The sequence below is a fragment of the Chelativorans sp. YIM 93263 genome (assembly GCF_028767125.1).
Taxonomy (GTDB): domain Bacteria; phylum Pseudomonadota; class Alphaproteobacteria; order Rhizobiales; family Rhizobiaceae; genus Chelativorans.
This window is the reverse complement of the sequence record NZ_JAKCWP010000003.1, coordinates 342,234-367,740: the sequence shown is the minus strand read 5'-3', so window position 1 is coordinate 367,740 and position 25,507 is coordinate 342,234. Positions and strand designations below refer to the sequence as shown.

30 protein-coding genes are annotated in these 25,507 nt (G+C 63.7%); all 30 read left to right on the top strand.

The window, feature by feature from the left end; translation table 11 throughout:
* Positions 1 to 230: 230 nt before the first annotated feature.
* Entirely contained in the window at positions 231 to 734 is a 504-nt protein-coding gene (locus LY631_RS08830) for a hypothetical protein (RefSeq protein ID WP_274424876.1), read from the top strand.
* Positions 643 to 1,953 carry a DNA-packaging protein gene (locus tag LY631_RS08825; protein WP_274424875.1) on the top strand — a complete coding sequence of 437 codons (1,311 nt, stop codon included), beginning with the start codon at positions 643 to 645 and terminating at the stop codon, positions 1,951 to 1,953. Before LY631_RS08830 ends, LY631_RS08825 begins: the two co-directional genes overlap by 92 nt.
* A 336-nt stretch (positions 1,954 to 2,289) precedes the next feature.
* Complete coding sequence (locus LY631_RS08820; RefSeq protein WP_274424874.1) at positions 2,290 to 2,694, top strand: type II toxin-antitoxin system HicB family antitoxin; 405 nt, start codon at positions 2,290 to 2,292, stop codon at positions 2,692 to 2,694.
* A 131-nt stretch (positions 2,695 to 2,825) separates the two neighbouring features.
* Positions 2,826 to 3,995 carry a phage portal protein gene (locus LY631_RS08815; RefSeq protein WP_274424872.1) on the top strand — a complete coding sequence of 390 codons (1,170 nt, stop codon included), beginning with the start codon at positions 2,826 to 2,828 and terminating at the stop codon, positions 3,993 to 3,995.
* Positions 3,996 to 4,253: 258 nt separating this feature from the next.
* Entirely contained in the window at positions 4,254 to 4,598 is a 345-nt protein-coding gene (locus LY631_RS08810) for a DUF6107 family protein (protein WP_338000421.1), read from the top strand.
* Positions 4,595 to 5,266 (top strand): HK97 family phage prohead protease, encoded by a 672-nt coding sequence (locus tag LY631_RS08805; protein WP_274424871.1) that lies wholly within the window; start codon positions 4,595 to 4,597, stop codon positions 5,264 to 5,266. The genes LY631_RS08810 and LY631_RS08805 overlap by 4 nt, the downstream gene beginning before the upstream one ends.
* A gap of 10 nt (positions 5,267 to 5,276) precedes the next feature.
* Positions 5,277 to 6,527 (top strand): phage major capsid protein, encoded by a 1,251-nt coding sequence (locus tag LY631_RS08800; RefSeq protein ID WP_274424870.1) that lies wholly within the window; start codon positions 5,277 to 5,279, stop codon positions 6,525 to 6,527.
* Between the two features lie 125 nt (positions 6,528 to 6,652).
* Positions 6,653 to 6,781: a hypothetical protein gene (locus LY631_RS08795; RefSeq protein WP_274424869.1), complete on the top strand. Its 129-nt coding sequence runs from the start codon at positions 6,653 to 6,655 to the stop codon at positions 6,779 to 6,781.
* A gap of 69 nt (positions 6,782 to 6,850) precedes the next feature.
* The gene (locus tag LY631_RS08790) at positions 6,851 to 7,423 is read left to right on the top strand and encodes a head-tail connector protein (protein WP_274424867.1); all 573 of its coding nucleotides are present in this window, start codon (positions 6,851 to 6,853) and stop codon (positions 7,421 to 7,423) included.
* Positions 7,420 to 7,755 carry a phage head closure protein gene (locus LY631_RS08785; protein WP_274424866.1) on the top strand — a complete coding sequence of 112 codons (336 nt, stop codon included), beginning with the start codon at positions 7,420 to 7,422 and terminating at the stop codon, positions 7,753 to 7,755. Before LY631_RS08790 ends, LY631_RS08785 begins: the two co-directional genes overlap by 4 nt.
* A complete protein-coding gene (locus LY631_RS08780; RefSeq protein WP_274424865.1) occupies positions 7,752 to 7,937 on the top strand; it encodes a hypothetical protein in 186 nt (61 codons plus the stop codon). Before LY631_RS08785 ends, LY631_RS08780 begins: the two co-directional genes overlap by 4 nt.
* Positions 7,918 to 8,325, top strand: a complete 408-nt coding sequence (locus LY631_RS08775) for a DUF3168 domain-containing protein (RefSeq protein WP_274424864.1) — start codon at positions 7,918 to 7,920, stop codon at positions 8,323 to 8,325. The genes LY631_RS08780 and LY631_RS08775 overlap by 20 nt, the downstream gene beginning before the upstream one ends.
* 178 nt (positions 8,326 to 8,503) lie before the next feature.
* Positions 8,504 to 8,920 carry a phage major tail protein, TP901-1 family gene (locus LY631_RS08770; RefSeq protein ID WP_274424863.1) on the top strand — a complete coding sequence of 139 codons (417 nt, stop codon included), beginning with the start codon at positions 8,504 to 8,506 and terminating at the stop codon, positions 8,918 to 8,920.
* Positions 8,917 to 9,267, top strand: a complete 351-nt coding sequence (locus LY631_RS08765; RefSeq protein ID WP_274424862.1) for a gene transfer agent family protein — start codon at positions 8,917 to 8,919, stop codon at positions 9,265 to 9,267. Before LY631_RS08770 ends, LY631_RS08765 begins: the two co-directional genes overlap by 4 nt.
* Positions 9,264 to 9,485 carry a rcc01693 family protein gene (locus LY631_RS08760; RefSeq protein WP_274424861.1) on the top strand — a complete coding sequence of 74 codons (222 nt, stop codon included), beginning with the start codon at positions 9,264 to 9,266 and terminating at the stop codon, positions 9,483 to 9,485. The genes LY631_RS08765 and LY631_RS08760 overlap by 4 nt, the downstream gene beginning before the upstream one ends.
* Entirely contained in the window at positions 9,475 to 10,032 is a 558-nt protein-coding gene (locus LY631_RS08755; RefSeq protein WP_274424860.1) for a phage tail tape measure protein, read from the top strand. Before LY631_RS08760 ends, LY631_RS08755 begins: the two co-directional genes overlap by 11 nt.
* Positions 10,033 to 10,326: 294 nt before the next feature.
* Complete coding sequence (locus LY631_RS08750) at positions 10,327 to 10,965, top strand: DUF2460 domain-containing protein (RefSeq protein WP_274424859.1); 639 nt, start codon at positions 10,327 to 10,329, stop codon at positions 10,963 to 10,965.
* Entirely contained in the window at positions 10,965 to 11,852 is an 888-nt protein-coding gene (locus tag LY631_RS08745; RefSeq protein WP_274424858.1) for a DUF2163 domain-containing protein, read from the top strand. Before LY631_RS08750 ends, LY631_RS08745 begins: the two co-directional genes overlap by 1 nt.
* Entirely contained in the window at positions 11,849 to 12,283 is a 435-nt protein-coding gene (locus LY631_RS08740; RefSeq protein WP_274424857.1) for an NlpC/P60 family protein, read from the top strand. The genes LY631_RS08745 and LY631_RS08740 overlap by 4 nt, the downstream gene beginning before the upstream one ends.
* 9 nt (positions 12,284 to 12,292) lie before the next feature.
* Complete coding sequence (locus LY631_RS08735) at positions 12,293 to 16,180, top strand: baseplate multidomain protein megatron (protein ID WP_274424856.1); 3,888 nt, start codon at positions 12,293 to 12,295, stop codon at positions 16,178 to 16,180.
* Between the two features lie 29 nt (positions 16,181 to 16,209).
* On the top strand, positions 16,210 to 16,416 hold the full coding sequence (locus LY631_RS08730; RefSeq protein WP_274424855.1) for a hypothetical protein: 207 nt from the start codon (positions 16,210 to 16,212) through the stop codon (positions 16,414 to 16,416).
* A gap of 248 nt (positions 16,417 to 16,664) precedes the next feature.
* Positions 16,665 to 16,907 carry a hypothetical protein gene (locus tag LY631_RS08725; protein ID WP_445082866.1) on the top strand — a complete coding sequence of 81 codons (243 nt, stop codon included), beginning with the start codon at positions 16,665 to 16,667 and terminating at the stop codon, positions 16,905 to 16,907.
* A gap of 63 nt (positions 16,908 to 16,970) precedes the next feature.
* On the top strand, positions 16,971 to 17,636 hold the full coding sequence (locus tag LY631_RS08720) for a response regulator transcription factor (RefSeq protein WP_274424852.1): 666 nt from the start codon (positions 16,971 to 16,973) through the stop codon (positions 17,634 to 17,636).
* Positions 17,629 to 19,059 carry an ATP-binding protein gene (locus tag LY631_RS08715; protein ID WP_274424851.1) on the top strand — a complete coding sequence of 477 codons (1,431 nt, stop codon included), beginning with the start codon at positions 17,629 to 17,631 and terminating at the stop codon, positions 19,057 to 19,059. The genes LY631_RS08720 and LY631_RS08715 overlap by 8 nt, the downstream gene beginning before the upstream one ends.
* 154 nt (positions 19,060 to 19,213) lie before the next feature.
* Positions 19,214 to 19,627 (top strand): RT0821/Lpp0805 family surface protein, encoded by a 414-nt coding sequence (locus LY631_RS08710; protein WP_274424850.1) that lies wholly within the window; start codon positions 19,214 to 19,216, stop codon positions 19,625 to 19,627.
* 81 nt (positions 19,628 to 19,708) lie between these two features.
* Positions 19,709 to 20,842, top strand: a complete 1,134-nt coding sequence (ccmI, locus tag LY631_RS08705) for a c-type cytochrome biogenesis protein CcmI (protein ID WP_274424849.1) — start codon at positions 19,709 to 19,711, stop codon at positions 20,840 to 20,842.
* 4 nt (positions 20,843 to 20,846) lie between these two features.
* Complete coding sequence (ccmE, locus tag LY631_RS08700) at positions 20,847 to 21,299, top strand: cytochrome c maturation protein CcmE (RefSeq protein ID WP_274424847.1); 453 nt, start codon at positions 20,847 to 20,849, stop codon at positions 21,297 to 21,299.
* A gap of 1 nt (position 21,300) precedes the next feature.
* On the top strand, positions 21,301 to 23,286 hold the full coding sequence (locus LY631_RS08695; protein ID WP_274424846.1) for a heme lyase CcmF/NrfE family subunit: 1,986 nt from the start codon (positions 21,301 to 21,303) through the stop codon (positions 23,284 to 23,286).
* Positions 23,283 to 23,768, top strand: coding sequence for a cytochrome c-type biogenesis protein (locus tag LY631_RS08690; RefSeq protein WP_274424845.1), 486 nt, complete (start codon positions 23,283 to 23,285; stop codon positions 23,766 to 23,768). Before LY631_RS08695 ends, LY631_RS08690 begins: the two co-directional genes overlap by 4 nt.
* A 213-nt stretch (positions 23,769 to 23,981) precedes the next feature.
* Positions 23,982 to 25,481, top strand: a complete 1,500-nt coding sequence (locus tag LY631_RS08685) for a Do family serine endopeptidase (RefSeq protein ID WP_274424844.1) — start codon at positions 23,982 to 23,984, stop codon at positions 25,479 to 25,481.
* Positions 25,482 to 25,507 lie beyond the last annotated feature (26 nt).

The window sequence follows — 25,507 nt, the reverse complement described above, 5'->3', positions numbered from 1 at the left end:
GGCCTCGTATGGCGGTCGATTTTGGGTCCTACCTCAACTATAAGTAGGAAAAAAGTCCTTGACACCGTGACGGTGCTTTGATAGGGTTCAGGCATCGTCGGAAAAGTGGGTCTGGCGGCGGCGCGGCAGTTTGCGTGCTGCGTCGGGCATTTTCGGCATTCGAGTTTGGTGAAGCGCTGTGGCTTGTCGGCCCCAGCGCTTTTTTATTGCGCGGATTTCGGGAGATGAGGATGGCAGCGAGACATGTGCCTGCGGGAGTTGTGAACGAGGCGGCGCGGGAGCTTTTTGAAGGGGCGCCGGCTACGCTCGAGCGGCTTGGCCGGGCCACGGGGCGGTCCACGGATTTTCTGGCGCGGAAGGCGAAGAGAGAGGATTGGCGGGCGCCGGAAGATGGCGCGCCTTTCGATCCGGAAGAGCTGGAGACGCGGCTGATGGCGCTTTCCGACACGCTTGTGGGGGACCTGGAAGCGGCCAGCAGCGAGGGGCGGGCGACGGGCGCCTATGACAAGGGCAAGGTGGATGCACTGTCAGCCATGCTGAGGATGGTCGAGAAGCTGGGCGAGATGACCCGTGTGCCCGAACGAGCCGCAGAAAAGCAGAAACGGAACGATGCAGAACTGGCCGCCGCACTCGCCCTCATCGATGCCCGCATCGTGGAGCTCGCTTGCGAGCTCGCCGCCTCGCTGGGCGGGAGAGAGGTTGAGCCGGGCGGTGGCGGAGCGGCTGCCGCATGAATGGTTCGGCCAGGCGCGGCTGCCGCAATATCCGGTGGGGGCGCGGCTGCGCGACACCTGGCTGGTGATGGGCGGGCGCGGCTGCGGCAAGACGCGGCTGAGGGCGGAATGGGTGAATGCGCTGGTGCGCGGGTTTTCGCCTTTTGCGGGGTGCAAATATGGCCGCATCGCGCTGGTGGGCGAGACGCTGGGCGATGTGCGCGAGGTGATGATCGAGGGGCCTTCGGGCCTTCTGGCCGTCTCGCGCGCCGACCGGCCGCGCTATGAGCCGAGCCGGCGGCGGCTGGTGTGGGACGATGGGGCGGTGGCGCAGGTTTTTTCATCGGAAGATCCCGACAGCCTGCGCGGGCCGCAATTCGACGCCGCATGGTGCGACGAGGTGGCGAAGTGGAAGCATGCGGAAGCCTGTTTCGACATGCTGCAGTTCGGCCTGCGGCTGGGGACACGGCCCATGCAGCTTCTGACCACGACGCCGAACCCGGTGCCGCTGATCCGGCGGCTGGTGGGGAGCGATGAGGTGACCGTCACAAGGATGCGCACGGCGGAGAACGCCGCGCACCTCTCGCCGGGGTTCATTCGCGCGGTGGAGCGCCAATATGCCGGCACGCGGCTGGGGCGGCAGGAGCTTGACGGCGAGCTGATCGAGGATCGCGAGGACGCGCTGTGGACGCGGGCCGCACTCGAGGCGGCGACCGGCTGGGGCGAGGGCGCGCTGCGGCGCATCGTGGTGGCGGTGGACCCGCCGGTGACGAGCCGGCGGAGCTCGGACGCGTGCGGGATCGTGGTGGCGGGGCTGGACGAACACGGTGCCGCCATCGTGTTGCATGACGGGACGATGCGGGCGGCAAGGCCGCAGGACTGGGCGGCTCGGGCGGTGGCGCTTTATCATCGGTTTCAGGCCGACGGGATCGTCGCCGAGGTGAACCAGGGCGGCGATATGGTCAAAAGCGTGATCGCCACGGTGGATGCGAATGTGCCGGTAAAGCCCGTGCGGGCGAGCCGGGGCAAGTGGCTGCGCGCCGAGCCGGTGGCCGCGCGCTATGCGCAGGGGCGGGTGCGGCATGCGCGGCGCTTTCCCGAGCTGGAGGACGAGATGTGCGACTTCGGCACGGACGGGCTGTCGGGTGGCCGTTCGCCGGACCGGGTGGATGCGCTGGTCTGGGCGATCAGTGAGCTGATGCTGGGGAGGGCGGGGGAGCCTCGGGTGAGGGAGGTTTGAGATCTATCTTTTGGGGAAACTATAAACCAGAAGTTGACCTGGCTGAACGAGTTTAGTTCTCAGTACGTTCATGGCGCCGAAGAAATCTCTCCTCAAAAAGATGAAAGCCAATCCGCGGAACGATTGGAGCATCTCAGATATTGAAAGACTATGTAAAGAGATGGGCGTCAGAATTCGGCCGCCCAGTGGTGGAAGCCATTATACTGTGAGTAGCCCGTTGCTCGATGGGATCTTAACGGTGCCGGCCAAACGGCCAATCAAACCCGTTTACATCCGCAGTCTGGTAGGGTTATGTGAAGCGCATCTGCGTGCGAAGGAAAGAGAGGAAAACAAGTAATGGATTATGCCATTGTAATCATTCCTCTTTCTGAAGAAGATGGTGGCGGATACGTCGGGAAGGTTCCCGATCTTGTCGGATGCATGTCTGATGGCGACACACCGGAAGAAGCGCTTCAAAACACGCGCGAAGCCATTACCGATTGGATCGCGGAGCGAAAGCAGCTGGAACAGGCCGTGCCTGAGCCGGGGTCGGCGGCACGCCGCGCGGCTGAAGAACGGCAGGCGTTTGCGGACGCGATAAAGCAGCTTGCCGAACATTACGATCAGCGCCTTGACGACCTTTCTCAAGAGATTAAGGAAATCCAGGAAAAGCTTGAGCAACAGGACGCCTGGGCACGCTTTTCCGAGATTACCGGTCTGGATATCGAAACAAATTCAGACGACGTTCAGAACTACTGCTGAGCTGATTTTCTGCCAGTTGGCAGCAGGTCGGTAAGTAAAATCCTCCCTCGTTAATGGTGCTGTCCGCCTTCGGCTGCCTGAGGGCGGTTTTGAGTGCGCACGCGCACCACAAACATCCAAAAGGACATCACATGGCTTGGAATTGGCCCTGGGCGCGGCGTCCGGGACGAGAGGTTGCGTCTGTGGAACGGAAGCAGGCGGGCGGGTATGGCTTTGTGGCGCTGCATGGGCAGGGCGAGGCGCTTTGGACGCGGCGGGATTATGGCGCGCTTTCCCGCGAGGGGTTCATGCGCAATCCGGTGGCGCATCGGGCGGTGCGGATGATCGCGGAAGCAGCCGCCGCCGTGCCCTGGCTTGCTTATGAGGGCGAGGCGGAGCTGGATGCGCATCCGCTGCTGGCGCTTCTGGCGCGGCCCAACGCGCGGCAGGCGGGGCCGGGTTTCATGGAGATGCTCTATGGGCATCTGCTTTTATCCGGCAATGCCTATCTGGAGCTGGTGGAGACCGGGACGGGGGCGCGGGAAATGCATCTGCTGCGGCCCGACCGGGTGGCGGTGGTCGCCGACCGGTCCGGCTGGCCGGTGGCGCTGGAGCATTGGGCGGGCAGCGCGAAGCGGCGGGTCTCGCTGGAGGAGGACGGGACGGGGCTTCACCTGACGCTGTTTCATCCGCTGGACGATCACTATGGATTTGCGCCGCTGGCGGCGGCGTTGCAGGCGCTGGACATCCACAATGCCGCGGCGCGCTGGAACAAGGCGCTGCTCGACAACTCCGCCCGGCCTTCCGGCGCGCTGGTCTATGCGCCGAAGGAGGGCGGGAACCTGTCGGACGAGCAGTTCGATCGGCTGAAGGTCGAACTGGAGCAGGGCTATTCGGGCGCGAGCCGGGCGGGGCGGCCGCTTCTTTTGGAAGGCGGGCTCGACTGGAAGGCGATGAGCCTTTCGCCGCGGGATATGGACTTCATGCAGGCGAAGAACGGGGCGGCGCGGGATATCGCGCTGGCGCTTGGCGTGCCGCCCATGCTGCTCGGCATTCCCGGCGACAACACCTATGCGAATTATCAGGAGGCGAACCGGGCTTTCTATCGGCTGACCGTGCTGCCGCTGGTGGGGCGTGTGGCGAAGGAGCTGGGCGGATTTCTGGGGCCGCGCTTTGATGGGGATGTTCGGCTGTGGTTCGATGCCGATCAGGTGGAGGGGCTTTCCGCCGAGCGCGAGGCGCTGTGGGCGCGGGTGAATGGGGCGACCTTCCTTTCCGATGATGAGAAGCGTGAGGCCGTGGGGTACGGGGTGCGCGTGTAAGGCGCATTTCCGGAAGCGCTGTCGCGTTTCGCCGCCGCTCAGGCATGGATCCCAAGATCAAGTCTTGGGATGACGAGGGTTGGGCGCTGCAGCCAATCGCCGAGGTTCGAGATTGGCGTGGGCATCCGCAGCTTCGTCAGGGCTTGCCCCTCGTCTCCATGCCTGAGCGGTCACGCCGCGCGCCGACATTTCCAAAACGGCATCGCAATCGGCGTTATGGGGTTCCGGCTTTCCGGCTGACGCGCGAAGGAGGACGAGATGTACGGACTTTCCGAGGCGGCCTGGATATGGCTTGCCAAAATGGTGGGGGCGGTGGCCGGTTCGGCGATCTCCATTGCCTACCTCCTGCCTTCGGGGCGGCGCGAGGCGGCGATCCGCTTTGGCGTCGGGGTGGCTTGCGGGTTTGTTTTCGGTGGCACGGCGGGGCTGAAGATCGCCACCGAGTTGGGCATTGCCGGCAAGTTGGCGCCGGGTGAGCTGGTGCTGATGGGTTCGGCGGCGGCGAGCCTGTGTGCCTGGGGCGCGATTGGGTTCGTGATGCGGCTTCTGGGCGGCGGGGCGGAGCAGGCGTCCGACGAGACAAGCAAGGAAGAGATGCGATGAGAACAAAGATCGCCGCCGGGGCGGAGGAGCGGAAATTTGCTGGGCTCGACGTGGAGGCGGTGGAGGAGGACGGGAGTTTCTCCGGCTATGCCAGCCTGTTCGGCCGGGTGGATCTGGGCCGGGACGTGGTGGAGCGCGGGGCCTTTGCCGACTCCATTACCAAGCGCGGTGCGGCGGGCATCCGCATGCTGTTTCAGCACGATCCGAACCAGCCGATCGGCGCGTGGCGGGAGATCCGCGAGGACGCGAACGGGCTTTTCGTGCGTGGCAAGCTGGCGACCGGCGTGGCGAGGGCGCGCGAGGTGAGGGAGCTTATGCGCGAGCGCGCGCTGGACGGGCTTTCCATCGGCTTTCGCACCGTGCGTGCGGCGAATGAGGCGCGCACCGGGATACGGCGGATCAAGCAGGCCGATCTCTGGGAGATTTCAATTGTCACCTTTCCCATGCTGCCCGAAGCGCGGGTGGACAAGGTGAAGGGCGGGGCTCTGCCGAGTCCTAGAGAGTTCGAGCGTTGGCTCAAGCGGGATGCTGGGCTGACGCGAAGCGAGGCCAAGACGGTGATTGCACAGGGCTTCGCACACCTGATGCGCGAGCGGGACGCCGCGCCGAGGACATCGGAAGGCCTGGCGGCGGCATTCCGCCGGGCGGCAAAACGCATACGACAATAAGGATCATCTCATGGAAAAACTTGAGAACACGCGCGGGCTGGAAGTTAAATCGGCCGGCGGCGGCGACCTTTCGGGCGCTTTCGAGGAGTTCATGTCCTCCTTCGAGACTTTCAAGGAGGCCAATGACCGGCGCCTTGGCGAGATCGAGCGGAGGGCGGCGGACCCCGTGACGAGCGAGAAGGTGGACCGGATTTCGAGCGCGCTGGACGAGCAGAGGAGGGCGCTCGATCGGCTGGTGCTGAAGAAGGCGCGGCCGGCTCTTGCGCGTGACGGGGCGGACACGCTCGCGCATTCGGAGCACAAGGAGGCTTTCGAGGGTTATCTGCGTTCCGGCGATGAGCGCCAGCTTCGCGCGCTGGAGGAAAAGGCCATGTCCTACGGCTCCGGCCAGGATGGCGGCTATCTGGTGCCGGACGAGGTCGAGGCGGAAATCGGCAAGCGGTTGGCGGAAATCTCGCCGATCCGCTCTATCGCCTCGGTGCGGCAGGTCTCGGCGGCCGTGCTGAAGAAGCCCTTCGCGATCAATGGACCGGCGACGGGCTGGGTCGGTGAAACAGCGGCGCGGCCGGAGACGGCTTCGAGCACGCTCGACGAGCTGAGCTTTCCGACCGCGGAGCTCTACGCCATGCCGGCGGCGACCCAGACGCTGCTGGACGACGCGGTGGTGGAACTGGATGCGTGGATTGCGGGCGAGATCGAGGCGGCGTTTGCCGAACAGGAGGGCACAGCCTTTATCAGCGGCGACGGGGCGAACAAGCCGCGCGGTTTCCTTAGCTATCCGCAGGTGGATGACCTGGAATGGAGCTGGGGGAATGTCGGCTATGTTGCGACTGGGGTGGCCAGCGGTCTGCCGGTGAATGCGCCGTCGGACGTGTTGGTCGACCTGGTCTACATGCTGAAGGCCGGTTACCGCCAGAACTCCAATTGGGTGATGAACCGCAAGACGCAAGCCACGCTGCGCAAGCTGAAGGATGCCGACGGAAACTACCTCTGGCAGCCCCCGGCAACGCCTGGAAGCCGCGCCATGCTGATGGGCTTCCCCGTCGTGGAGGCTGAAGATATGCCGGACATTGCGGCGGGCGAGACGCCGATTGCCTTCGGCGATTTCGGACGCGGCTATCTGGTGGTGGACCGTACCGGCGTGCGCGTGCTGCGCGATCCTTACTCCGCCAAGCCTTACGTGCTGTTCTACACGACCAAGCGCGTGGGCGGCGGCATCCAGAACTTCGAGGCTATCAAGCTTCTGAAGGTCGAGGCTTAACCACCCGGAACAAGATGAACCAGGCTGGAAAGACGCCAGCGCTGTAAACCCGGAACGCAGGGTGGAGACTCCGGGGTGAGGGGTGCGTTGCCGGAAGCGTCAGCGCACTTCGTCGCCGCTCAGGCATGGATCCCAGGATCAAGGCCTGGGATGACGAGTGGGACGGGACGCTTCGGCTAGTCACGGACATCGAGATTATCGTCGACATTGCTGACTTCGTCATACCGGGGCTCGACCCCGGTATCCATGCCTGAGCACTCACAAACGCGCCGGCGCTCGTTCATCGAGCTCCGACTTAGATCAACAAATGAAGAGAGGCGTTTATGACGCTGTTTCGAACGGTCGACCCGGCGGTCGAGCCGATAACGCTTGTGGAAGCGAAGGCGCATTTGCGCATCGACCATGAGAGCGAGGACGAGCTGCTTTCCGGCCTGATCCGCGCGGCGCGGGAAGAGGTGGAGCGGGAGACTGGCCTGGCGCTGATCGACCAGTCCTGGCGGCTTGTGCTGGACGACTGGCCGAAGGGAAACATGGTGCCCGTCAGGCGCGGACCGGTGCGTGAATTGCTGTCTGTCACGGTCTATGACCGCGACGGCGCGGCCTCTGTACTGGCCCCGGAGAACTATCAGCTCGATGCGGTCTCCGTGCCGGCTCGGCTCTACCTCGATAACCGACCTGAACCGGGGCTGGTGCTGAACGGGATCGAGATCGATTTTACCGCCGGGTTCGGCGAGGCAGGAACGGATGCGCCGGACCTCCTGAAGCGGGCCATGCTGATCCTGGTTGCGCATTGGTATGAGTTTCGCGGCGCTTTTGACGCGGACAGCCAGCCGGTTTCCATTCCCGATGAATACAGGCGGCTGATCGCCGGCTGGCGTGCGCCGAGGCTCTCATGAACATGCTTTTCATCGATCCGGGGCGGTTTCGCACCGAGCTGATCCTGCAGGAAGCTGAGATCGCGGAAGATGGCGTCGGCGGGCATACGGAGATTTGGCAGGAGGTGGCGACGCTCTTTGCCCAACTTGAGCCGGTGCGGGCGAGTAGCCGCTTTGGCGCGGGGCAGGAGCACGAGACGGTGACGCACCGCGTCACACTGCGCCATCGCGCGGATGTGCGAAGCGGCATGCGCCTTCTGAGGAAGGGGCGGGTGCTGGAGATCACCAATGTGCGGGATGCGGACGAGACGGGCCGCTATCTCGTCTGCCATGTGCGCGAGGAGGGACGATGAAATTCTCGATGCAATTGACGCTGGACGGGCTGGTGCGCGCCATGCGCATCAAGGCGCATGAGGTGGCCGAGATCGTGGAAAGCGGGACGTGGGAGGCTGAGCACATTGGGCCGCGCCGCGAGGCGCTGAGGAAAGGAAGCCCGCGCCGGAAAGGAGAAACAGATGACCGCCGCGATCCTTGACCTGCAGCAGGCGGTTTTCGAGGCGCTGAAAGAGAGCGGTGCGCTGGTGGCGGCGCTGGGCGGGGCCAGGTTCCACGATGTGACCCCGGCCAACCAGCGCTTTCCCTATGTCACCTTCGGCCGTGCGACCGCTTACGACTGGAGCACGGACACGGAGACTGGCAGCGAGCATCTCTTCACCCTGCATGTGTGGTCGAAGCATCGCGGGCGCAAAGAGGCGCTGGAGCTGATGGAATTGGCGCGCGAGGCTCTGCACGACCGGGCGCTGGGCCTTGAGGGGCATCATCTCGTCAATCTGCGGCTGGAATCTTCCGAGGTGCGGTTCGACGAGGACCTGCATGTTTATGACGGCGCCATGCGCTTTCGGGCGGTGGTGGAGGAGGAGTAGCTCTCTCCCCCTGAGCGCAGGGCCGTCGCATGGGGAGAACCTTGCGCCGTGTGACCCTCTCACCGCCTCGCATTCGCTCGGCACCTCTCCTCCGTGAGGGGGCGAGGAAACGCCGGCCGCGACGAGGGGCGCCACTCCTCCCCCTCACGTCGAAACTCACTGACAAAGGAAACGAATAATGGCCGCGAAGAAGGGCAAGGACCTGCTCCTCAAGCTCGATGAGGACGGGTTGGGAGATTTCATTACTGTGGCGGGGCTGAGAACAAAGCGCCTCGCCTTCAACAGCGAGACGGTGGACATCACCGATGCGGACTCGGCGGGGCGGTGGCGCGAGCTGCTGGCTGGCAGCGGTGTGCAGCGGGCCTCGGTCAGCGGCTCCGGCATCTTCAAGGATGCCCAGTCCGACGCGGCGATCCGGGCGCGGTTCTTTGCCGGGGAGATCGCCGACTGGCAGTTTGCCATTCCGGGTTTCGGGTTGGTTGCCGGGCCTTTTCAGATCACAGCGCTCGAATATTCCGGCAATCACGATGGCGAGGTGACCTTCGAGATCGCGCTGGAATCGGCAGGCGCCGTGAGTTTTGCGGAGGCGGCATGAGCGTGAACCGAAGGCGCGGCGAGGTGGCGGCGAAACTCGACGGGCAGGAATACCGGTTGTGTCTGACACTGGGTGCGTTGGCGGAGCTCGAGACGGCATTTCAGGCGGAGGATCTGAACCGGCTGGCCGAGCGCTTTTCGAGCGGGCGGCTCTCAGCGCGCGATATGACGGCGATCATTGCTGCCGGCCTGAGGGGTGGCGGGCATGATGTGTGCGATGAGGATGTGCGCGCCATGCAGTGTGAGGGCGGCGCGGCGGGGTTTGCTGCGCTGGTGGGCGAGCTTCTGACCGTGACTTTTGGTGGAGCGCCGCAGGAGGGCGCAGCCGAAAACCCTCCGAAGCCGTGACGGGCGATAGGCCGCCCTTTCCCTGGAAGGAGGTGATGGGGGTGGCCTTTGGCCTGTTGCGGCTCTCGCCTGGCGCGTTCTGGGCCATGACGCCGCGCGAGTTCAATGCGACGCTGGAGGCGCTGGGGCTCTCCGGTGGAAGTTCGCCGGGGCGCGATGGACTGGCGCGTATGATGCGGATGTTTCCTGACAAAGTGGAGAAAGCGAATGGCGGATGAGGTGCGGGTGCCGATCGTGGCCGATACGGCGCCATTCGAGACGGCGTTGGCGAATTTGACGAAGCTTTCGTCGAGTTTCGGCAGCCAACTGACGGGCGCGCTGAAGAGCGCCACGGTGAGTGGAAAATCGCTGGAAGACGTGCTGCGCAAGATCGGGCTCAACCTGGCGAGCATGGCGCTGGAGCAGGGGTTGCAGCCATTGCAGAGGCTGGGGAATTCGCTCTTTGGCAGCCTGATGGGCGGCGCCCTGCCTTTTGCCAAGGGCGGTGTCGTGCCGTTTGCCAGCGGCGGGGTCGTTTCGTCGCCGACTTATTTTCCGATGGGCCGGAATATCGGGCTGATGGGCGAGGCGGGGGCGGAGGCCATTTTGCCGTTGCAGCGGGGCTCCGACGGGCGTCTGGGGGTGGCGACGGGCGGAGGCGGAAACGCGGCACCGAACATCGTCTTCAATGTGACGGCGACGGATGCCACTTCCTTCCGCAAATCCGAGGCGCAGATTACGGGGATGCTGGCGAGGGCTGTGTCGCGGGGGAGCCGGACGATGTGAGGCTGGCGAGCGATCGCCGGGTGGTGGCGATGCTTATCGTCATCGGGTCTTCGCTTCGCTCTGCTCACGAATGGAGCGTTGCCGGAAGCGCCGGCGCGTTTCGTCGCTGCTCAGGCATGGATCCCAGGATCAAGTCCTGGGATGACGACTTTGAGGGCGTTCCGGTTAATCGCCTGCGTTCGAGATTAGCGCGGACATCCACGCCTTCGTCATACCAGGGCATGACCCTGGTATCCATGCCTGAGCGGCCCAACCGGCAAAATGTTTGCCAAACAGGGCAGCTTGGGAACAAACATGAACAGCTTTCACGACGTGCGGTTTCCGCTTGGCGTCTCGTTCGGGGCGACGGGTGGGCCGGAGCGGCTGAACGAGATCGTGCAGCTCACTTCCGGCAAGGAAAAGCGCAATGCGCGCACGGCGCATTCGCGGCGGCGCTATGATGCCGGGACAGGGGTGCGGTCGCTGGACGATCTTTATGAGGTGCTGGCGTTTTTCGAGGCACGGCGGGGATCGCTGCACGGGTTTCGTTTTCGCGATCCTTTCGACATGAAGTCCTGCCCGCCGCATAAAGAGCCGACGGCCTTCGACCAGGTGATCGGGACGGGAGATGGTGTGCGCGACCGCTTTGCCCTGTTGAAGATCTATGGCGAAGGCGAGGACGTTTATCGGCGCTTTATTGCGAAACCGGCTGCCGGCAGCGTGCTTGTGACGGTGGCGGGCGTGCCGATGCAGATTTCGGCTGATTACACGATCGATGCGGAAACCGGGGAGGTGATCTTCGCGGAGAGCGCGGTGCCGCAGGCCGGGGAGGCAGTGACGGCGGGCTTCGAGTTCGATGTGCCCGTACGCTTTGATACCGAGCGGCTCTCGGCCAGCGTGACGGCGTTCAAGGCTGGGCAGATCCCGTCGATTCCGCTGGTGGAGGTGCTGTGATGGCAGGGGTATCCGAGGCACTCGCGGGCCATCTTGAGGGCGAGGTGACGACGCTCTGCCATTGCTGGCGGCTGACGCTGAGCGACCGGACCGTGATGGGTTTCACGGACCATGACCGGCGGATCGCCTGCGACGGCGCGGTCTTTATGCCTGAGACGGGATTCTCGGCCAGCGAGGCGCGGCGCTCGCTGGGGTTAGCGGTCGATGCCATGGATGTGGAGGGCGCGCTGGCTACGGCCGACATCAGCGAGGCCGATATCGTGGCGGGGCGCTATGACGGCGCAAGCGTTGAGACTCTGCTGGTCAACTGGCAGGACCCGCAGCAATTCGCCCGGCTGAGGCGGGCCGTGATCGGCAAGATCACGCGCCGGGACGGGCGCTTCGTGGCCGAGCTCGAAAGCCCGGAAGCAGCGCTCGACCAGACCAATGGGAGGGTAGTGCGGCGAAGCTGCGACGCGGAGCTGGGCGATGCAAGGTGCGGCGTCGATCTGGACGATCCCCAGTTCAGGGGCGAGGGAACGCTCGTCAGTATCGAGGGAAACAGCATCACGGTGTCGGGTCTCGGTGGGTTCGAGAACGGCTGGTTTGCCAATGGGATTGTGACGTGGACTTCCGGGGCGAGCGCGGGGCGCAAGGAACGCGTTTCGGCACATCGGAAAGGGGCGGGCGGTGTCGCGCTCGATCTGTGGCGCGATGTTGCAGCGCCTGTTTCGCCGGGAGACGCGCTGATCGTGGTGGCGGGGTGCGATAAGCGGTTCTCGACATGCAGGACGAAGTTCTCGAATGGGGTGAATTTTCGTGGCCTTCCGCATCTGCCGGGGAATGACGCGGCTTATGGCTATGTGGTCGAGGGGCAGCTTTTCGACGGCGGGCCGTTGGTCGAATGAGGTTCGCGGATGCAAATGCCGTCATTGCCGAGGCGCTTGCCTGGATCGGCACGCCCTATCGGCATCAGGCCAGCCGCAAGGGCGTGGGCTGCGATTGCCTGGGGCTGATCCGCGGCGTGTGGCGCGGGCTTTATGGTGCGGAGCCGGAGCGGACGGGCGCCTACAGCATGGACTGGGCGGAAACGGGCGGCGGCGAGCGGCTGTTAGAGGCCGCGCGGCGGCATTTCGTGGATTGCGATGCACTGAGGCGGGGGCGGCTGGTGCTCTTTCGCTGGCGACCGCATCTACCGGCGAAGCACGCGGGCATCATGGTGGAAGGTGATGCTTTCATCCACGCCTATGAGGGGCGGGGTGTGGTTGTGTCGAGCCTCGTGCCGCAGTGGCGGAGGCGGGTTGCGGGAGTCTTTGCCTTTCCTGCACTGATGGAGTGAAAAACCCAAATGGCAACCATTCTGTTGCAGGCTGCCGGAGGCTTTCTCGGCGGCGCGTTCGGTGCTGTCGGATCGGCGGTGGGAACGGCGGCCGGCGCGATTGCCGGCTATATGGTCGACCGCGCGCTGATCAACAGTACAAGGCGCTATGAGGGGCCAAGGCTGAGCGCCGCACAGCCCTTTACGGCGGAGGAAGGCGCTACCCTTCCACGTGTCTATGAAACGGTGCGGATCGGCGGGACGCTGATCTGGGCAACACGCTTCGAGGAGACGAGCACGACCACGCGGCAAGGCGCCAAGGGCGGACCGAAGGTGACCACCTATTCCTATTTCTCCAACGCGGCTTTCGCGCTCTGCGAGGGGGAGATCGCCGGAGTGCGCCGCATCTGGGCGGATGGGCAGGAGGTGGACCGGAACGAGGTTGAGATACGCGTCTATACGGGTAGCGAGGACCAGCCAGTCGATCCGCTTTTGGAGGCAAAGCAGGGGGCGGGCAATGCACCCGCCTATCGCGGAACGGCGTATGTGGTGATTGAGCGCTTTCCCATTGACGATTATGGGCGCCGGCTGCCACAGTTCCAGTTCGAGGTGATGCGGCCTGTGGGCGAGCTCAACCGCCGCATTAAATCCGTGGCGCTGATCCCTGGTGCTACGGAATATGGATTGTCGCCGAGCCTTGTCACGCAAAGCGGCGATCCCGGCGAGACGGAGGCGGTGAACCGGCACGTGCTGGCGGGGGCGACGGATCTCGAAGCCTCGCTCGATGAACTGCAAGTGCTCTGCCCGAACTTGAGGACCGTCTCGTTGGTCGTGACGTGGTTCGGCACCGATTTGCGTGCCGGCGAATGTAAGATCCGCCCGATGGTGACGCAGGGGAATCCGGACGGGCTCTCGGCGGAATGGCGGGTGTCCGGTATAGACCGCGAGGAAGCGCAACTGGTTTCGCGGGCGGGTGGCGGGGCGGCCTATGGTGGAACGCCCACCGATAAATCCGTGAAGGAGGCCATTGGGGCGATCCGCGCGCGGGGGCTGAAGGTCGCGCTCTATCCTTTCATCATGATGGACGTGCCGGCGGAAAACGCGCTCCCGGACCCTTATGGCGGCGCGGCGCAAGCGGGCTATCCCTGGCGCGGACGTATAACTTGCGATCCCGCCCCGGGCAGGCCCGGAACGCCGGACAAGACGGCAGCGGCGCGCCCCGAAGTGTCGGCGCTGGTGGGGAACGCAAGGGGGAGGCAATTCGCGCCTGACGGCGATACGGTTTACTTCAGGGGCAATCCGAACGAATGGAGCTATCGGCGTTTCCTGCTGCACTATGCCCATTTGGCTGCGGCGGCTGGTGGGGTGGATGCGTTTCTCATTGGCTCCGAGTTGCGCGGGCTGACAACGATACGCGACAGTGCGGACCGCTTTCCCTTTGTCGAGGCACTGGAGGAACTGGCGGGGGAAAGCCGCGCCATCCTAGGCGACGGGGTGACAATCACCTACGGGGCGGACTGGAGCGAATATTTCGGCCATCAGCCGGGGGACGGGTCGGGTGATGTTTTCTTCCATCTGGACAGCCTCTGGGCGCACCCGGCGATCGAAGCGGTGGGGATCGACAACTACATGCCGCTTTCGGACTGGCGCGACCATGACGTGAGTGGCGGCAATCCGGATGGTTTTACCGAGCCGTATGATCTTGAAGCGCTCAAGGCGGGGATCAACTCGGGCGAGGGCTTCGACTGGTACTACGCGAGTGAGGCGGACCGCAGGGCGCAGATTCGCTCGCCGATCAGCGACGGCGCTTATGGGAAGGACTGGGTCTTCCGCTTTAAGGATCTGGTGGGCTGGTGGTCCAATCGCCATTTCAACCGCATCGGAGGCGTGGAGGCGAGCGAGCCCACGGATTGGCTGCCGCAGTCCAAGCCCATCCATTTCACCGAACTTGGCTGCGCGGCCATCGATAAGGGTCCGAACCAGCCGAATGTTTTTGTCGATGCGAAGTCGGCGGAGAATGCACTGCCTTACTTCTCCAATGGCGGGCGCTCGGACCTGGCGCAATACCGCTTTCTGCTCGCTCACTATCTGCATTGGCGGGAAGGCGGGACGACGGCGAACCCCGTCTCCTCCGTCTATGGCGGGCCAATGGTCGATGTGGACGAGATCAGCCTCTGGGCGTGGGACGCACGTGCGTTCCCGGCCTTTCCGCTTTTCACCGACGTTTGGGGCGACGGGCCGAACTGGGCGCGCGGGCACTGGTTGAACGGCCGGCTGAGCGGCGTGTCCGTTGCCGCGCTGATCGATGCCATTCTCAGCGATCACGGGCTGCCGCCCGCCGATACAGCGCGGGCGGACGGGACGGTGTCGGGCTATATCGTCAGCAATCCCACCACTGCACGCGCGGCTCTGGAACCCGTTGCCGATCTTTTCGGCATGGCGGCATATGAGGGCGAGAACGGGCTGGTCTTTGCAAGCGAGGGTGCGGGCGCGGGAGACGCCTTGCGCCTTGAGGAACTGGTCCTGGAAGATGGGCGCGAGATCGTGGAAAGGGTGCGTGAGCCGGACCATGTGCTGCCCGCGCTGGCGCAGGTTGATTTTCGTGATGTGCTGAACGAACACCAGAGCGCAACCGCCGCGGCCGACTACATCGGTGCGCAGGGCAGCGGGACGGGATATTTAAGCTTTCCCGGCGTTCTGGCCGCCTCGGAGGCGGAGGGGCACATACGCGACTATCTGCGCCGGCTCTGGGACGGACGGGAGCAGGTGCGCTTCGCTCTACCGCCAACGGAGCAGCGGGTCGGACCCGGGAGCGTCGTGCGACTGCCGGAGGGGCCGGAATATCTGGTCAGCGAGGTCGAGGACGGGCTGTTCCGCCGGGTGAGCGCGCGGCGCATCGTGCGTGTAGCCTCAGCACCCGGCCGGGAACCGGACCGGCCTGGCGGGAGCCGCAATGCAGACGGCTATGTCGTGGGCAAACCGCATGCGCTCTTCCTCGACCTGCCAATGCGAAGCGCGGACGATGCGGCGCATGAGCAGTTTCGAGTTGCGGCACGGGCGCGGCCATGGAGACGGCAGGCGCTGTTGACCTCGCCTGAGGCGACTGGTTTCGAACTGCGCGGTACGATCGAGCGACGGGCGACCATCGGGATGCTGCAGGAGCCGCTGCCCGGCGGCACGATGGAGGGTCGGGTAGACCGCTCGGCGCGGCTTACGGTGCGGCTGCTCGATGGTGAGCTTCAAAGCGTTTCGCGGTTGCAGATGCTGAACGGAGCGAACGCCGCCGCCGTGCAGGCGCAAAATGACGCGTGGGAGATTCTCCAGTTCCAGACGGCGGAGGAGATCGAGTCCTCAATCTGGCGGCTTGGCGGACTGCTGCGCGGCCAGCTTGGGACCAATGACGCTATGGCCGCGGGCGCGAAGGGGAATGCGGCCTTTGTGCTGCTCGATGAGGCGATTACGCCAGCCGGGCTGAAGCGCAGGGAAATCGGGCTCGAACTCAATTGGCGCGTGGGACCGGCAGGCTACGACCTTTCGGACGCGCACTTTATGACGCAGACAGTAGCGGGAGGCGAGCGTGCGCTGCTTCCGCTTTCACCGGTGCACCTAAGGGTGCGGATGGCCGATGGCGACCTGCATCTCTCCTGGATCAGGCGCGGGCGCATCGATGCCGATAGCTGGCGGGGCGAGGACATTCCGCTCGGCGAGGAAGGCGAGCGCTACCGCGTGGAGGTCGCTCCGACGGGCGGCGAGGCGGTGCGTCGTGTGATCGTCCCGCATCCCTCGTGGAGCTATGAGGCGGCGGCAATTGCCGCCGATTTCGGCGACCCGCCGGGCACGCTGGACGTCACTGTCCGGCAGATCAGCGCGGCGGTGGGTGCCGGCCTGCCCATGCGGCGGACGATTACGCTTACCTGATTTCACAACACAAACGAAAGGAGCATGAAATGGCTGAAACAAAGCCCTGGTATCTCTCGCGCACGATCTGGGCCTCCATCGTGACGGTCGTCTCCGGAATGGGCGGTCTGTTCGGCCTGCCCGTCGAGGATATAGACCGTCAGGCTCTAACCGACACGCTGCTTCAGGCGGTGATCGCGGTTTCCGGCCTGTTCGCCATTCTCGGCCGGGTGCGCGCGACGAGCCGTATCGCCTGAACTGGTTGGTGGCCTAAAGTCGCCCGGGTGGCTGCAAATGGCGATTTCCTCTCCCCGCAGAAATACAGGCGGGGAGAGGGTCCAGATGAGCCAAGGCCACTGGCGGTTTGAGAACGGGATTGCTAAAACCGCTAAAGGGGAGAGGCTGGCTGTCATTCATTCTCCATTCAGCCGCCATGGGCTAAAAGGACAGCATGAAACGCGCAAACTTTACACGTATCCGGTTCATGACGACTGCCGTGGCGATGATGCTCGCCGTCGGCTATGCCCATGGCCAGGAAAGCTCCGCCGGGCCAACGGTATTGCTGGCTCAGGGGGACTCGGACTGTTATGCAATCGGACAGCGGGTCGCCGCCGAACGTGGCGGAGAGCTGGCCAGGGCAACGGCGGAAACGCAGGGCGGTCAAACCGTCTGCCGCATCGTGATACTGGTGCCCGGCGGCGAGGGTGAGCGGCCACGACGGGCCGAAGTTATCGTCCCGGCGGGATAACTCTCTGACCGAAAATTCGGCGGGCGAGCTTCAAATGGCTGCCAAAGTAAGCGAGGGGATTCGATGCGTATTCTCGTTGTCGAGGACGATAAGGACCTGAACCGGCAGATCTGCGATGCGTTGGCGGATGCGGGTTATGTGGTGGATCGGGCCTTCGATGGTGAAGAAGGACATTTTCTCGGCGATACCGAACCATATGATGCGGTCGTTCTCGACGTGGGACTGCCGCAGATGGACGGCATCAGCATACTCGAGCACTGGCGGCGTGATGGCCGAACCATGCCGGTGCTCATCCTGACCGCGCGCGACCGGTGGAGCGACAAGGTTTCGGGTATTGATGCGGGCGCGGACGACTATGTCACAAAGCCCTTCCATATGGAGGAAGTGCTGGCGCGTGTGCGCGCGCTCATCCGGCGCGCGGCCGGGCACGCCTCATCGGAGCTGACCTGCGGACCGCTGCGCGTGGACACGAAGTCCTCGAAAGCCGCCATTAGCGGCATCCCGCTGAAGCTGACTTCCCACGAATACCGGATGCTTGCCTATCTTATGCATCACAAGGGATCGGTGGTCTCGCGCACGGAACTTGTAGAGCATCTCTACGATCAGGATTTCGATCGTGACTCAAACACCATTGAGGTGTTTGTCGGGCGGTTGCGCAAGAAGCTGGGTGTCGACCTTATCGAGACGGTGCGGGGGATGGGTTACCGCATGCGCGAGCCGGATGTCTGAAACGGCTGGCGGGCGGGAGCGTCACTGGCTGTCGCGTTTGGTAGCGCAGCTGCGGCATCTCTCACAAACACTGACATTCCGCGTCATCGCCTTTTCATCCGTATGGGCGATCATTGCGCTGGTGGTGATAGCGACGATCATCTCCGCGCTCTTCAACCAGGTTAGCCGGCGCGGCTTCGAGGATGTTCTTTCCGCCCATCTTTTCAATCTGATCGCATCGGTGAGCGCGACCGAAGCCGGTTGGCTGACGGGCAATCCCAATCTGGGCGATCTTCGTTTCGTCGAACCGTATTCAGGGTGGTACTGGTCGGTGGAACCAGTATCGGAGGAATTGCGCAATCCGATCCGATCAGCCTCGCTGAGGGGCTCTGTTCCCACACCGTCCACGGACCTGATTCCCTTCGACCGGGAGTTTCAGCGTGAATACATTGCCAAGGGTCCGGATGGCGACATGGTCCAGGTGATGGAGGCGGAAGTCGAGTTGGGACAGGACGACCGCATCGCGCGCTTCCGCGTCATGGGAAATCATAGCCAACTGGAAGCCGAGATCGCCGATTTCCGGCGTCAGCTCTTTCTTTATCTCGGCGTATTCGGGCTCGGGATGGTGGCGATCAACGTCTTTGCCATCATGATCGCGCTTGGACCGCTGCGCGGCATCCGTACCGCGCTCGCCAACATCCGCACGGGCGCCGCCGAGCGCCTTTCCGGGCCGTTCCCTGCTGAAATCGCACCACTTGCCAAGGAGACGAACGCGCTGATCGATAGCAATCGCCGCATCGTCGAGCGCTCGCGCAAACAGGTCGGCAATCTGGCGCACTCGTTGAAAACGCCGCTTGCGGTCATGATGAACGAAGGGCGAAGCCTCGGCGGGAACAAGGGGGCGTTGATCTCCGGCCAAGCCTCGGCGATGCAGCAGCAGATCGAACATTATCTGAAACGCGCTCGCGCGGCGGCGCACCGTCAGCCGCTGGCCCTGCGCACACCCGTCAACGACACCTTGGCACGGATGGCGCGGGTATCGCAAAAACTCAACCCGGATAAGACCTTGAAACTGGAACTGCCGGAGTGGGAGGTCGTTTTCTCAGGCGAGCGGGAAGATCTGGAGGAGATTACCGGCAATCTGCTGGAAAACGCGATGAAATGGGCACGCGAGACTGTGGTCCTGACGCTCCGAACGCCCGAAAAAGAAGCCACGCAGGATCAGCGCTTCGTCATAGCGATTGAGGATGACGGGCCGGGTATACCGGAAGACCAAGCCCGCCAGGCCCTGAAACGTGGGCGCCGGCTGGATGAAAGCAAGCCCGGAACAGGCCTGGGCCTTGCCATCGTCGCCGACCTTGTCGAGGAGTATGACGGCGCGCTGTTGCTGGAGCGTTCCGCACTCGGCGGGTTGAAAGCGCAGGTGCGACTTGCATCTGCCTGATTGTGCATGGACCTAGCAATACAGCTGTAAGTCGGTATTCTTGATACTCAGCGCCCTTCGTGCGCGTTTTGATTCAGGCGCATGGACAAAATCCTGTGAAACGTGATCTATAGCGGCCTGCTATCGGGGATGATTAAAGTCGGTTGATGCGACGATGAAGCTTTTGCCTGTTGTCATTTGTTTTGGACTTGTCCTTCAGGGATGCGCCGTTGGCGGTCTGGGGCGGAACGCGGCCTTTGGTGCTGGCGATGCGGAAGAGGCGGTGAGCGGCATCGTCGGGGGCGGTCTGGTGATGCGTGCCGGTGATGCCGGCTTGACGCAGCGTGAACGGGTGACGGCACTAAAAGCCGAATATCGCGCGCTGGAAACAGCGCCCGGTGGGCAGATGGTGACGTGGCGTGACGACAACTCGGGACATCACGGAACCGTGACCGCCAGACAGCCCTATCGTGTGGGTTCACAAGATTGCCGTGCTTATACTCACACCATCGAAGCCGACGGCAGGGAACGCACGCTAGAGGGAACGGCCTGCAGGAACCAGGATGGGAGCTGGACGCTTCTCGACTGACGTGCGCACGAACTGGCGGGGGCCAATTGGCCGCACGCGTGGAGCGTTGGAACAGCACGGCCCGGCTGGTATTGGATAGGCATGGTATTCTGGATTATCGCCGCGCTTTTCACGCTCGCAGCTTCGTATGCTGTGATACAGCCCTTTGTCCGGGGAAGTCGTACGCGCACGCAGAGCGTCGAGCACGACCTTGCCGTTTACCGCGACCAGCTTGCGGAACTCGAACGCGAGGTAAAGCAGGGGATTGTTCCCGAACGCGATGCGGAAGAAGCGCGCGCGGAAATCGCCCGGCGCATGCTGCGCCTGAAAGACGCTGCTGACGAAGAGACGGCAAGACAGGACGGAAAATCGCGGACCGCGGTTAAAGTCATCGCGGCGGCCGCGATACTCGCTGTGCCTGTGCTGAGCTGGGGCGGATACCTGCTGCTCGGCTCGCCCGGGATGCCGTCGATGCCGCTTCAGGCGCGGTTGCAGCAGGATCCATCACGAGCCTCGCTGGAAGAGCTCCTGGCGCGGGCGGAGAACCATCTGTCGGCCAACCCCGACGATGCACGAGGATGGGAGACGCTGGCGCCCGTTTACGCGCGCATCGGACGTTACGACGACGCGGCGACCGCCTATCGCAACTCGATTGAACTCGAGGGGGCAACGGCCGAGCGGGAGTCCGCTCTCGGTGAAGTCCTGGTGGGTGCGGCGGGCGGTGTGGTGACCGCGGAAGCGGAAGCCGCTTTCCAGCGCGCTTTGGACCTGGACGAGGGGAATCCTCGGGCACGGTTCTACACTGCCATGGGAAGCGCCCAGGAAGGCGATGTCGATCGCGCCCGGGCGATCTGGGAAGCGATGGTGACGGAGCTTCCAGACGACTCGCCATGGAAGCAGGCAGCCGGCCAAGCCGCCGAAGGCCTTGCGCCGGCGGTAACGAACCAGGAAGACGTTGGCCCCACGCGCGAGCAACAGGCCGCGGCGCAAGAGATGATGCCGGAGGAGCAGCGCGAGATGATCGAGGGCATGGTCTCCGGACTCGATGCCAGATTGCGTGAAAATCCTGACGACCCGGAGGGTTGGCGGAGGCTCCTGCGCTCCTATGTCGTTCTGGGCAGAAGGGATGATGCGGAAGAGGCCCTTAGCCGGGCTTTCGCGGCCCTCGGGCCGGACAGCGAAGACGCTGAAGCGCTGGCGGAGTATGCCAACGGGTTGGGCTTGACCGAGAGGTGAACGGGTGACGCGCAAACAGAAGCGGCTGGCTGTGATCGGAACCGCCATGGCTTTTCTGGGCCTGGCCGCGGGCCTGACCTTTTACGCGCTTGGTCAGCAGACCTCCTATTTCTATATGCCCGCCGATATCCTGACGCAGCCGGCGGAGGCCGGGGACCGGATACGCCTGGGCGGTCTTGTGCAGGACGGCAGCGTCAGACGCGGCGAAGGAACGTTCGTGCGCTTTGCGATCGAGGACCAGCAGAGTGCCGTGGACGTAATCTATGATGGCATCCTGCCCGATCTTTTTCGAGAAGGGCAGGGCGTGGTGACGGAAGGGACGCTCGGCTCGGACGGTGTTTTCGTGGCCGACACCGTTCTTGCCAAGCACGACGAGAACTATATGCCGCGCGAGGTGGCCGACAGGCTGAAGGAGCAGGGCGTCTGGAAAGACGGCTCGGACGAGGAGGGGAGCTGACATGAGCGTGGAAATCGGCCATTTTGCCCTCGTTCTCGCCTTCGTCCTGTCCCTGGTGCAGTCGGTTGTGCCGCTCTCCGGCGCGCGGCTTGGCAGCGAACGGCTGATGCGGGTCGGCGAGCCTGTTGCTGTCACCGGCCTCGCCCTCATCGCGACGTCTTTCGCCGCACTCACGCTTGCCTATGTCCAGTCGGATTTTTCGGTTCTGAATGCGTGGGAGAATTCCCACTCCGCCAAGCCGATGCTCTATAAAATCACCGGGACTTGGGGCAATCACGAAGGATCCATGCTCCTGTGGGTGCTGATCCTGGCGCTCTTCGGCGCAATGGTGGCGTTTTTCGGACGCAATCTGCCGCCGACCCTCAGGGCTAATGTCCTGGCAGTGCAGGGCATGATCGCGGCCGCCTTCCTGCTTTTCATCCTGCTTACGTCGAATCCTTTTACCCGCCTGCACCCAGCGCCCATGGAGGGGCGCGACCTGAACCCTCTCCTGCAAGATGTCGGATTGGCCATTCATCCGCCATTGCTCTACATCGGATATGTCGGCTTTTCGATTTCGTTCTCCTTCGCCGTTGCCGCCCTGATCGAAGGCCGCATTGATGCAGCCTGGGCGCGCTGGGTGCGCCCTTGGACGCTGGCTGCATGGGCCTTCCTAACCGGCGGGATCGCTGTGGGGTCTTATTGGGCCTATTACGAACTTGGCTGGGGTGGATTCTGGTTCTGGGATCCGGTGGAGAACGCCTCCTTCCTGCCGTGGCTGTCCGGTACGGCGCTGCTGCATTCCGCAATCGTCATGGAAAAGCGGGCGGCGCTAAAGATCTGGACGGTACTGCTGGCCATCCTCACGTTCTCACTCTCGCTGCTCGGCACGTTCCTTGTGCGCTCCGGTGTCCTTACGTCGGTTCACACATTTGCCAGTGACCCGACGCGCGGCGTCTTTATCCTCGCGATCCTGATGGCATTCATCGGCGGGGCGCTGACGCTTTTCGCTATCCGGGCCTCCCGCCTCGCGCCCGGCGGTCTGTTTCATCCGATCTCGCGCGAAGGTGCACTCGTCCTCAACAACCTTCTCCTGACGACTGCCGCGGCTACGGTCCTCGTCGGCACGCTTTATCCGCTCCTGATCGAGGCGCTGACGGGCGAAAAGATTTCGGTCGGCCCGCCATTCTTCAATCTCACTTTCATTCCGCTGTTCCTGCCGCTGTTGGCGGCTGTTCCCTTTGGCCCGATGCTGTCCTGGAAGCGGGGCGACCTGCCCGCGGCCGCCCAGCGTTTGCAGTTCGCCTTCGCCGGCGCCGCTGTGAGCGGGTTGGTCAGCTATTTCCTGATCGATCGCGCTTCCGTTTTCGCCGCCCTGGGCATCGGACTTGGGCTTTGGCTAATTCTCGGAGCGGTCACCGATCTCGCCCTCAAGATGGGCGTGGGCAAGGTGAAACCCTCAGTGGCGTTGCGCCGGCTCAAGGGGTTGCCGCTTTCGATGTTTGGCACCACGCTCGCGCACGCTGGGCTCGGCATCACGACCCTTGGCGTCGTCTGCGTGACAATTCTCGAGACCGAACGTGTCCTCGTCATGCAACCCGGCGAGAGCATGGAAATCAGCGGTTATTCGCTGGAATACGAGGCATTGCAGCCCTTCACCGGCCCCAATTACACGGAAGAGCGCGCGCACTTCGCCGTCTCTGAAGTCGGCGGTCGGCCGCTTGGCGAGATTGTCTCCGCCAAGCGCTTTTATACGGCACGCAACATGCCTACGACGGAAGCGGGCATCCGGACTATGGGGCTGAGCCAGCTTTACGTCTCCCTTGGCGATAAAACGAATGATGGCGGAATCGTCGTGCGTGTCTGGTGGAAGCCACTTGTAACGCTGATCTGGCTCGGCACATTGTTCATGATGGTTGGCGGCGCTGTCTCGCTCTTCGATCGCAGATTGCGCGTCGGCGCGCCGTCGCGCCAGCGGGCGACCGCCGCTCAGGGAGCTTCCTCATGACGATGCCGGGGCTCAAAACCCTGTGGTCTGCCGTGCTCGCGCTCCTGCTATGTTTGGCGTTGAGCGGACCGGGGGCGGCAATCGAGCCCGATGAGGTTCTCGACGATCCTGCTCTGGAGCAGCGGGCGCGCGCGCTTTCGGCCGAGTTGCGCTGCATGGTCTGCCAGAACCAGTCGATTGACGACTCGAATGCCGAATTGGCCCGCGACCTGCGCATTCTGGTACGCGAGCGCCTTCGCGAGGGCGACACGGACGCGGAGGTGCTGGACTATGTCGTTTCGCGCTATGGCGAGTTCGTGCTTCTGAAGCCACGGTTCAGCGTGCGCAACGCGCTGCTCTGGGGAGCCCCGGTGCTCGTTCTGTTCGGCGGCGGTATCCTCGCGTTCGTCAGTTTTCGACGGCGCCCCGGCCGGTCGGCTACCAGCGCGCTCTCGCCCGAGGAAGAGGCCGAACTTCACGATCTTCTGAAAGGACGCGATTGAGCCCGCGGCACGGCTGTCAGATTCGACAGTGATAACCTCGTGGCGTGCACCGGATTTTGTCTCTGGAATCTGGGAACGGCAGAAGATTACGAAAGTTTCATGCTCTGGAAATGGCCACGTAAGGTAAGTCACCCTATCTGTCGACCAACTGGTTATCACAATGCCCTCGGCAGCAGAGCTTGGGGTTCGACAGCAAGAGGAGTTGATTTCCACATGACTTCACACAATTCAGTGACAAGCAGAAATCGCAAACGCCTGGCTGCGACCATCGTTTCGTTGGCGGCAGCGGGGGCAATCGGTGCCGGAGCAGTCGGCTCGGGCGTCGTCCCCGCCTTTTCCGATCCGGTCAAGCTCGATCAGCCTGTCCAGGCACCCAGCTTCGGTGACGTGGTCGAGGTCGTGAGCCCGGCAGTAGTCAGCGTTCGCGTGCGCGGAGACGCACCGGCGGCTGACGTGGCGGCGCCTTTTGGGCTTCCGGAATTTGAGGAGCTCCCTGAGAATCATCCGCTGCGGCGCTTCTTCGATCAGTTCCGTGAGCAGCAGCCGCGGTCGCCACAGCCCCCGGGGCGCGGGTTTCGCCCCTCGGCTCAGGGCTCCGGCTTCTTCATTTCCGAGGATGGTTTCCTGGTCACCAATAATCACGTCATCCAGGGCGGTGACGAGTACATCGTCGTCATGGATGACGGGACCGAGCTCAGTGCTGACCTGGTTGGTACCGACGAGCGCACCGATCTGGCTGTGCTGAAAGTCGACGCGGATCGCGAATTCACCTATGTCGATTTTGCCGACGACGACAACGTGCGCGTGGGCGACTGGGTTGTCGCTGTCGGCAATCCGTTCGGTCTTGGCGGCACCGTCACCGCTGGCATCGTCTCGGCGCGCGGCCGCGAGATCGGCGCTGGCCCCTATGACGACTTCATTCAGATCGATGCCGCGGTGAACCGCGGTAACTCCGGCGGCCCGGCATTCAACCTGTCCGGTGAGGTTGTCGGTGTGAACACGGCGATCTTCTCTCCCTCGGGCGGCAATGTCGGTATCGCTTTTGCCATTCCGGCCGGTCTTGCGACCACGGTCGTCCAGGATCTCATCGATGATGGGACGGTGCAGCGTGGCTGGTTGGGTGTGCAGATTCAGCCCGTTTCCGAGGAAATCGCCGATTCACTCGGCCTGGATGAGGCGAGCGGCGCGCTCATCGTCGATGCCAATGAAGGCGATCCGGCGGCCGAGGCGGGTATTCAGTCCGGCGATGTGATCACCGCGGTCGACGGCCGGGCTATAGAGTCCCCGCGGGAACTTGCCCGCATAGTCGCGGAATACGATCCGCAAAGCGAAGTCGAGGTCACCCTCTGGCGCAACGGCGAGAGCCAGACGATCGATGTGACGCTTGGCGAGATGCCCGACGCCAGCGCCGCGACGCCGCAACCCAGTGAACCCGAAGGTCAGCCGGGTGCAGAGACCGATTTCGGGATGAGCGTGGCGCCGGCCGAAGATGGCAACGGGCTGGTCGTTGAGGATGTCGAATCGGGCAGCATTGCCGGGAACAACGGCATCATGCCGAATGACATCATACGTTCCGTCAACTCGCAGCCGGTGAACTCCGCCGAAGATATCCACGCGGCCGTGGAGGCAGCGGCTGAAGCCGGGCGAGGTGCAGTCCTGTTCATGATCGAGCGGGATGGAACCAACCGTTTCATCGCCCTGCCGATGGGCTAACCGTCTGCAGGCGGATGCAGGAGAAT

Coding starts and splice junctions, on each gene's coding strand:
- LY631_RS08830 (WP_274424876.1), top strand. CDS start 231: ATGGCAGCGAGACATGTGCCTGCGGGAGTTGTGAACGAGGCGGCGCGG.
- LY631_RS08825 (WP_274424875.1), top strand. CDS start 643: ATGCCCGCATCGTGGAGCTCGCTTGCGAGCTCGCCGCCTCGCTGGGCG.
- LY631_RS08820 (WP_274424874.1), top strand. CDS start 2,290: ATGGATTATGCCATTGTAATCATTCCTCTTTCTGAAGAAGATGGTGGC.
- LY631_RS08815 (WP_274424872.1), top strand. CDS start 2,826: ATGGCTTGGAATTGGCCCTGGGCGCGGCGTCCGGGACGAGAGGTTGCG.
- LY631_RS08810 (WP_338000421.1), top strand. CDS start 4,254: ATGTACGGACTTTCCGAGGCGGCCTGGATATGGCTTGCCAAAATGGTG.
- LY631_RS08805 (WP_274424871.1), top strand. CDS start 4,595: ATGAGAACAAAGATCGCCGCCGGGGCGGAGGAGCGGAAATTTGCTGGG.
- LY631_RS08800 (WP_274424870.1), top strand. CDS start 5,277: ATGGAAAAACTTGAGAACACGCGCGGGCTGGAAGTTAAATCGGCCGGC.
- LY631_RS08795 (WP_274424869.1), top strand. CDS start 6,653: ATGGATCCCAGGATCAAGGCCTGGGATGACGAGTGGGACGGGACGCTT.
- LY631_RS08790 (WP_274424867.1), top strand. CDS start 6,851: ATGACGCTGTTTCGAACGGTCGACCCGGCGGTCGAGCCGATAACGCTT.
- LY631_RS08785 (WP_274424866.1), top strand. CDS start 7,420: ATGAACATGCTTTTCATCGATCCGGGGCGGTTTCGCACCGAGCTGATC.
- LY631_RS08780 (WP_274424865.1), top strand. CDS start 7,752: ATGAAATTCTCGATGCAATTGACGCTGGACGGGCTGGTGCGCGCCATG.
- LY631_RS08775 (WP_274424864.1), top strand. CDS start 7,918: ATGACCGCCGCGATCCTTGACCTGCAGCAGGCGGTTTTCGAGGCGCTG.
- LY631_RS08770 (WP_274424863.1), top strand. CDS start 8,504: ATGGCCGCGAAGAAGGGCAAGGACCTGCTCCTCAAGCTCGATGAGGAC.
- LY631_RS08765 (WP_274424862.1), top strand. CDS start 8,917: ATGAGCGTGAACCGAAGGCGCGGCGAGGTGGCGGCGAAACTCGACGGG.
- LY631_RS08755 (WP_274424860.1), top strand. CDS start 9,475: ATGGCGGATGAGGTGCGGGTGCCGATCGTGGCCGATACGGCGCCATTC.
- LY631_RS08750 (WP_274424859.1), top strand. CDS start 10,327: ATGAACAGCTTTCACGACGTGCGGTTTCCGCTTGGCGTCTCGTTCGGG.
- LY631_RS08745 (WP_274424858.1), top strand. CDS start 10,965: ATGGCAGGGGTATCCGAGGCACTCGCGGGCCATCTTGAGGGCGAGGTG.
- LY631_RS08740 (WP_274424857.1), top strand. CDS start 11,849: ATGAGGTTCGCGGATGCAAATGCCGTCATTGCCGAGGCGCTTGCCTGG.
- LY631_RS08735 (WP_274424856.1), top strand. CDS start 12,293: ATGGCAACCATTCTGTTGCAGGCTGCCGGAGGCTTTCTCGGCGGCGCG.
- LY631_RS08730 (WP_274424855.1), top strand. CDS start 16,210: ATGGCTGAAACAAAGCCCTGGTATCTCTCGCGCACGATCTGGGCCTCC.
- LY631_RS08725 (WP_445082866.1), top strand. CDS start 16,665: ATGCTCGCCGTCGGCTATGCCCATGGCCAGGAAAGCTCCGCCGGGCCA.
- LY631_RS08720 (WP_274424852.1), top strand. CDS start 16,971: ATGCGTATTCTCGTTGTCGAGGACGATAAGGACCTGAACCGGCAGATC.
- LY631_RS08715 (WP_274424851.1), top strand. CDS start 17,629: ATGTCTGAAACGGCTGGCGGGCGGGAGCGTCACTGGCTGTCGCGTTTG.
- LY631_RS08710 (WP_274424850.1), top strand. CDS start 19,214: ATGAAGCTTTTGCCTGTTGTCATTTGTTTTGGACTTGTCCTTCAGGGA.
- ccmI (WP_274424849.1), top strand. CDS start 19,709: ATGGTATTCTGGATTATCGCCGCGCTTTTCACGCTCGCAGCTTCGTAT.
- LY631_RS08695 (WP_274424846.1), top strand. CDS start 21,301: ATGAGCGTGGAAATCGGCCATTTTGCCCTCGTTCTCGCCTTCGTCCTG.
- LY631_RS08690 (WP_274424845.1), top strand. CDS start 23,283: ATGACGATGCCGGGGCTCAAAACCCTGTGGTCTGCCGTGCTCGCGCTC.
- LY631_RS08685 (WP_274424844.1), top strand. CDS start 23,982: ATGACTTCACACAATTCAGTGACAAGCAGAAATCGCAAACGCCTGGCT.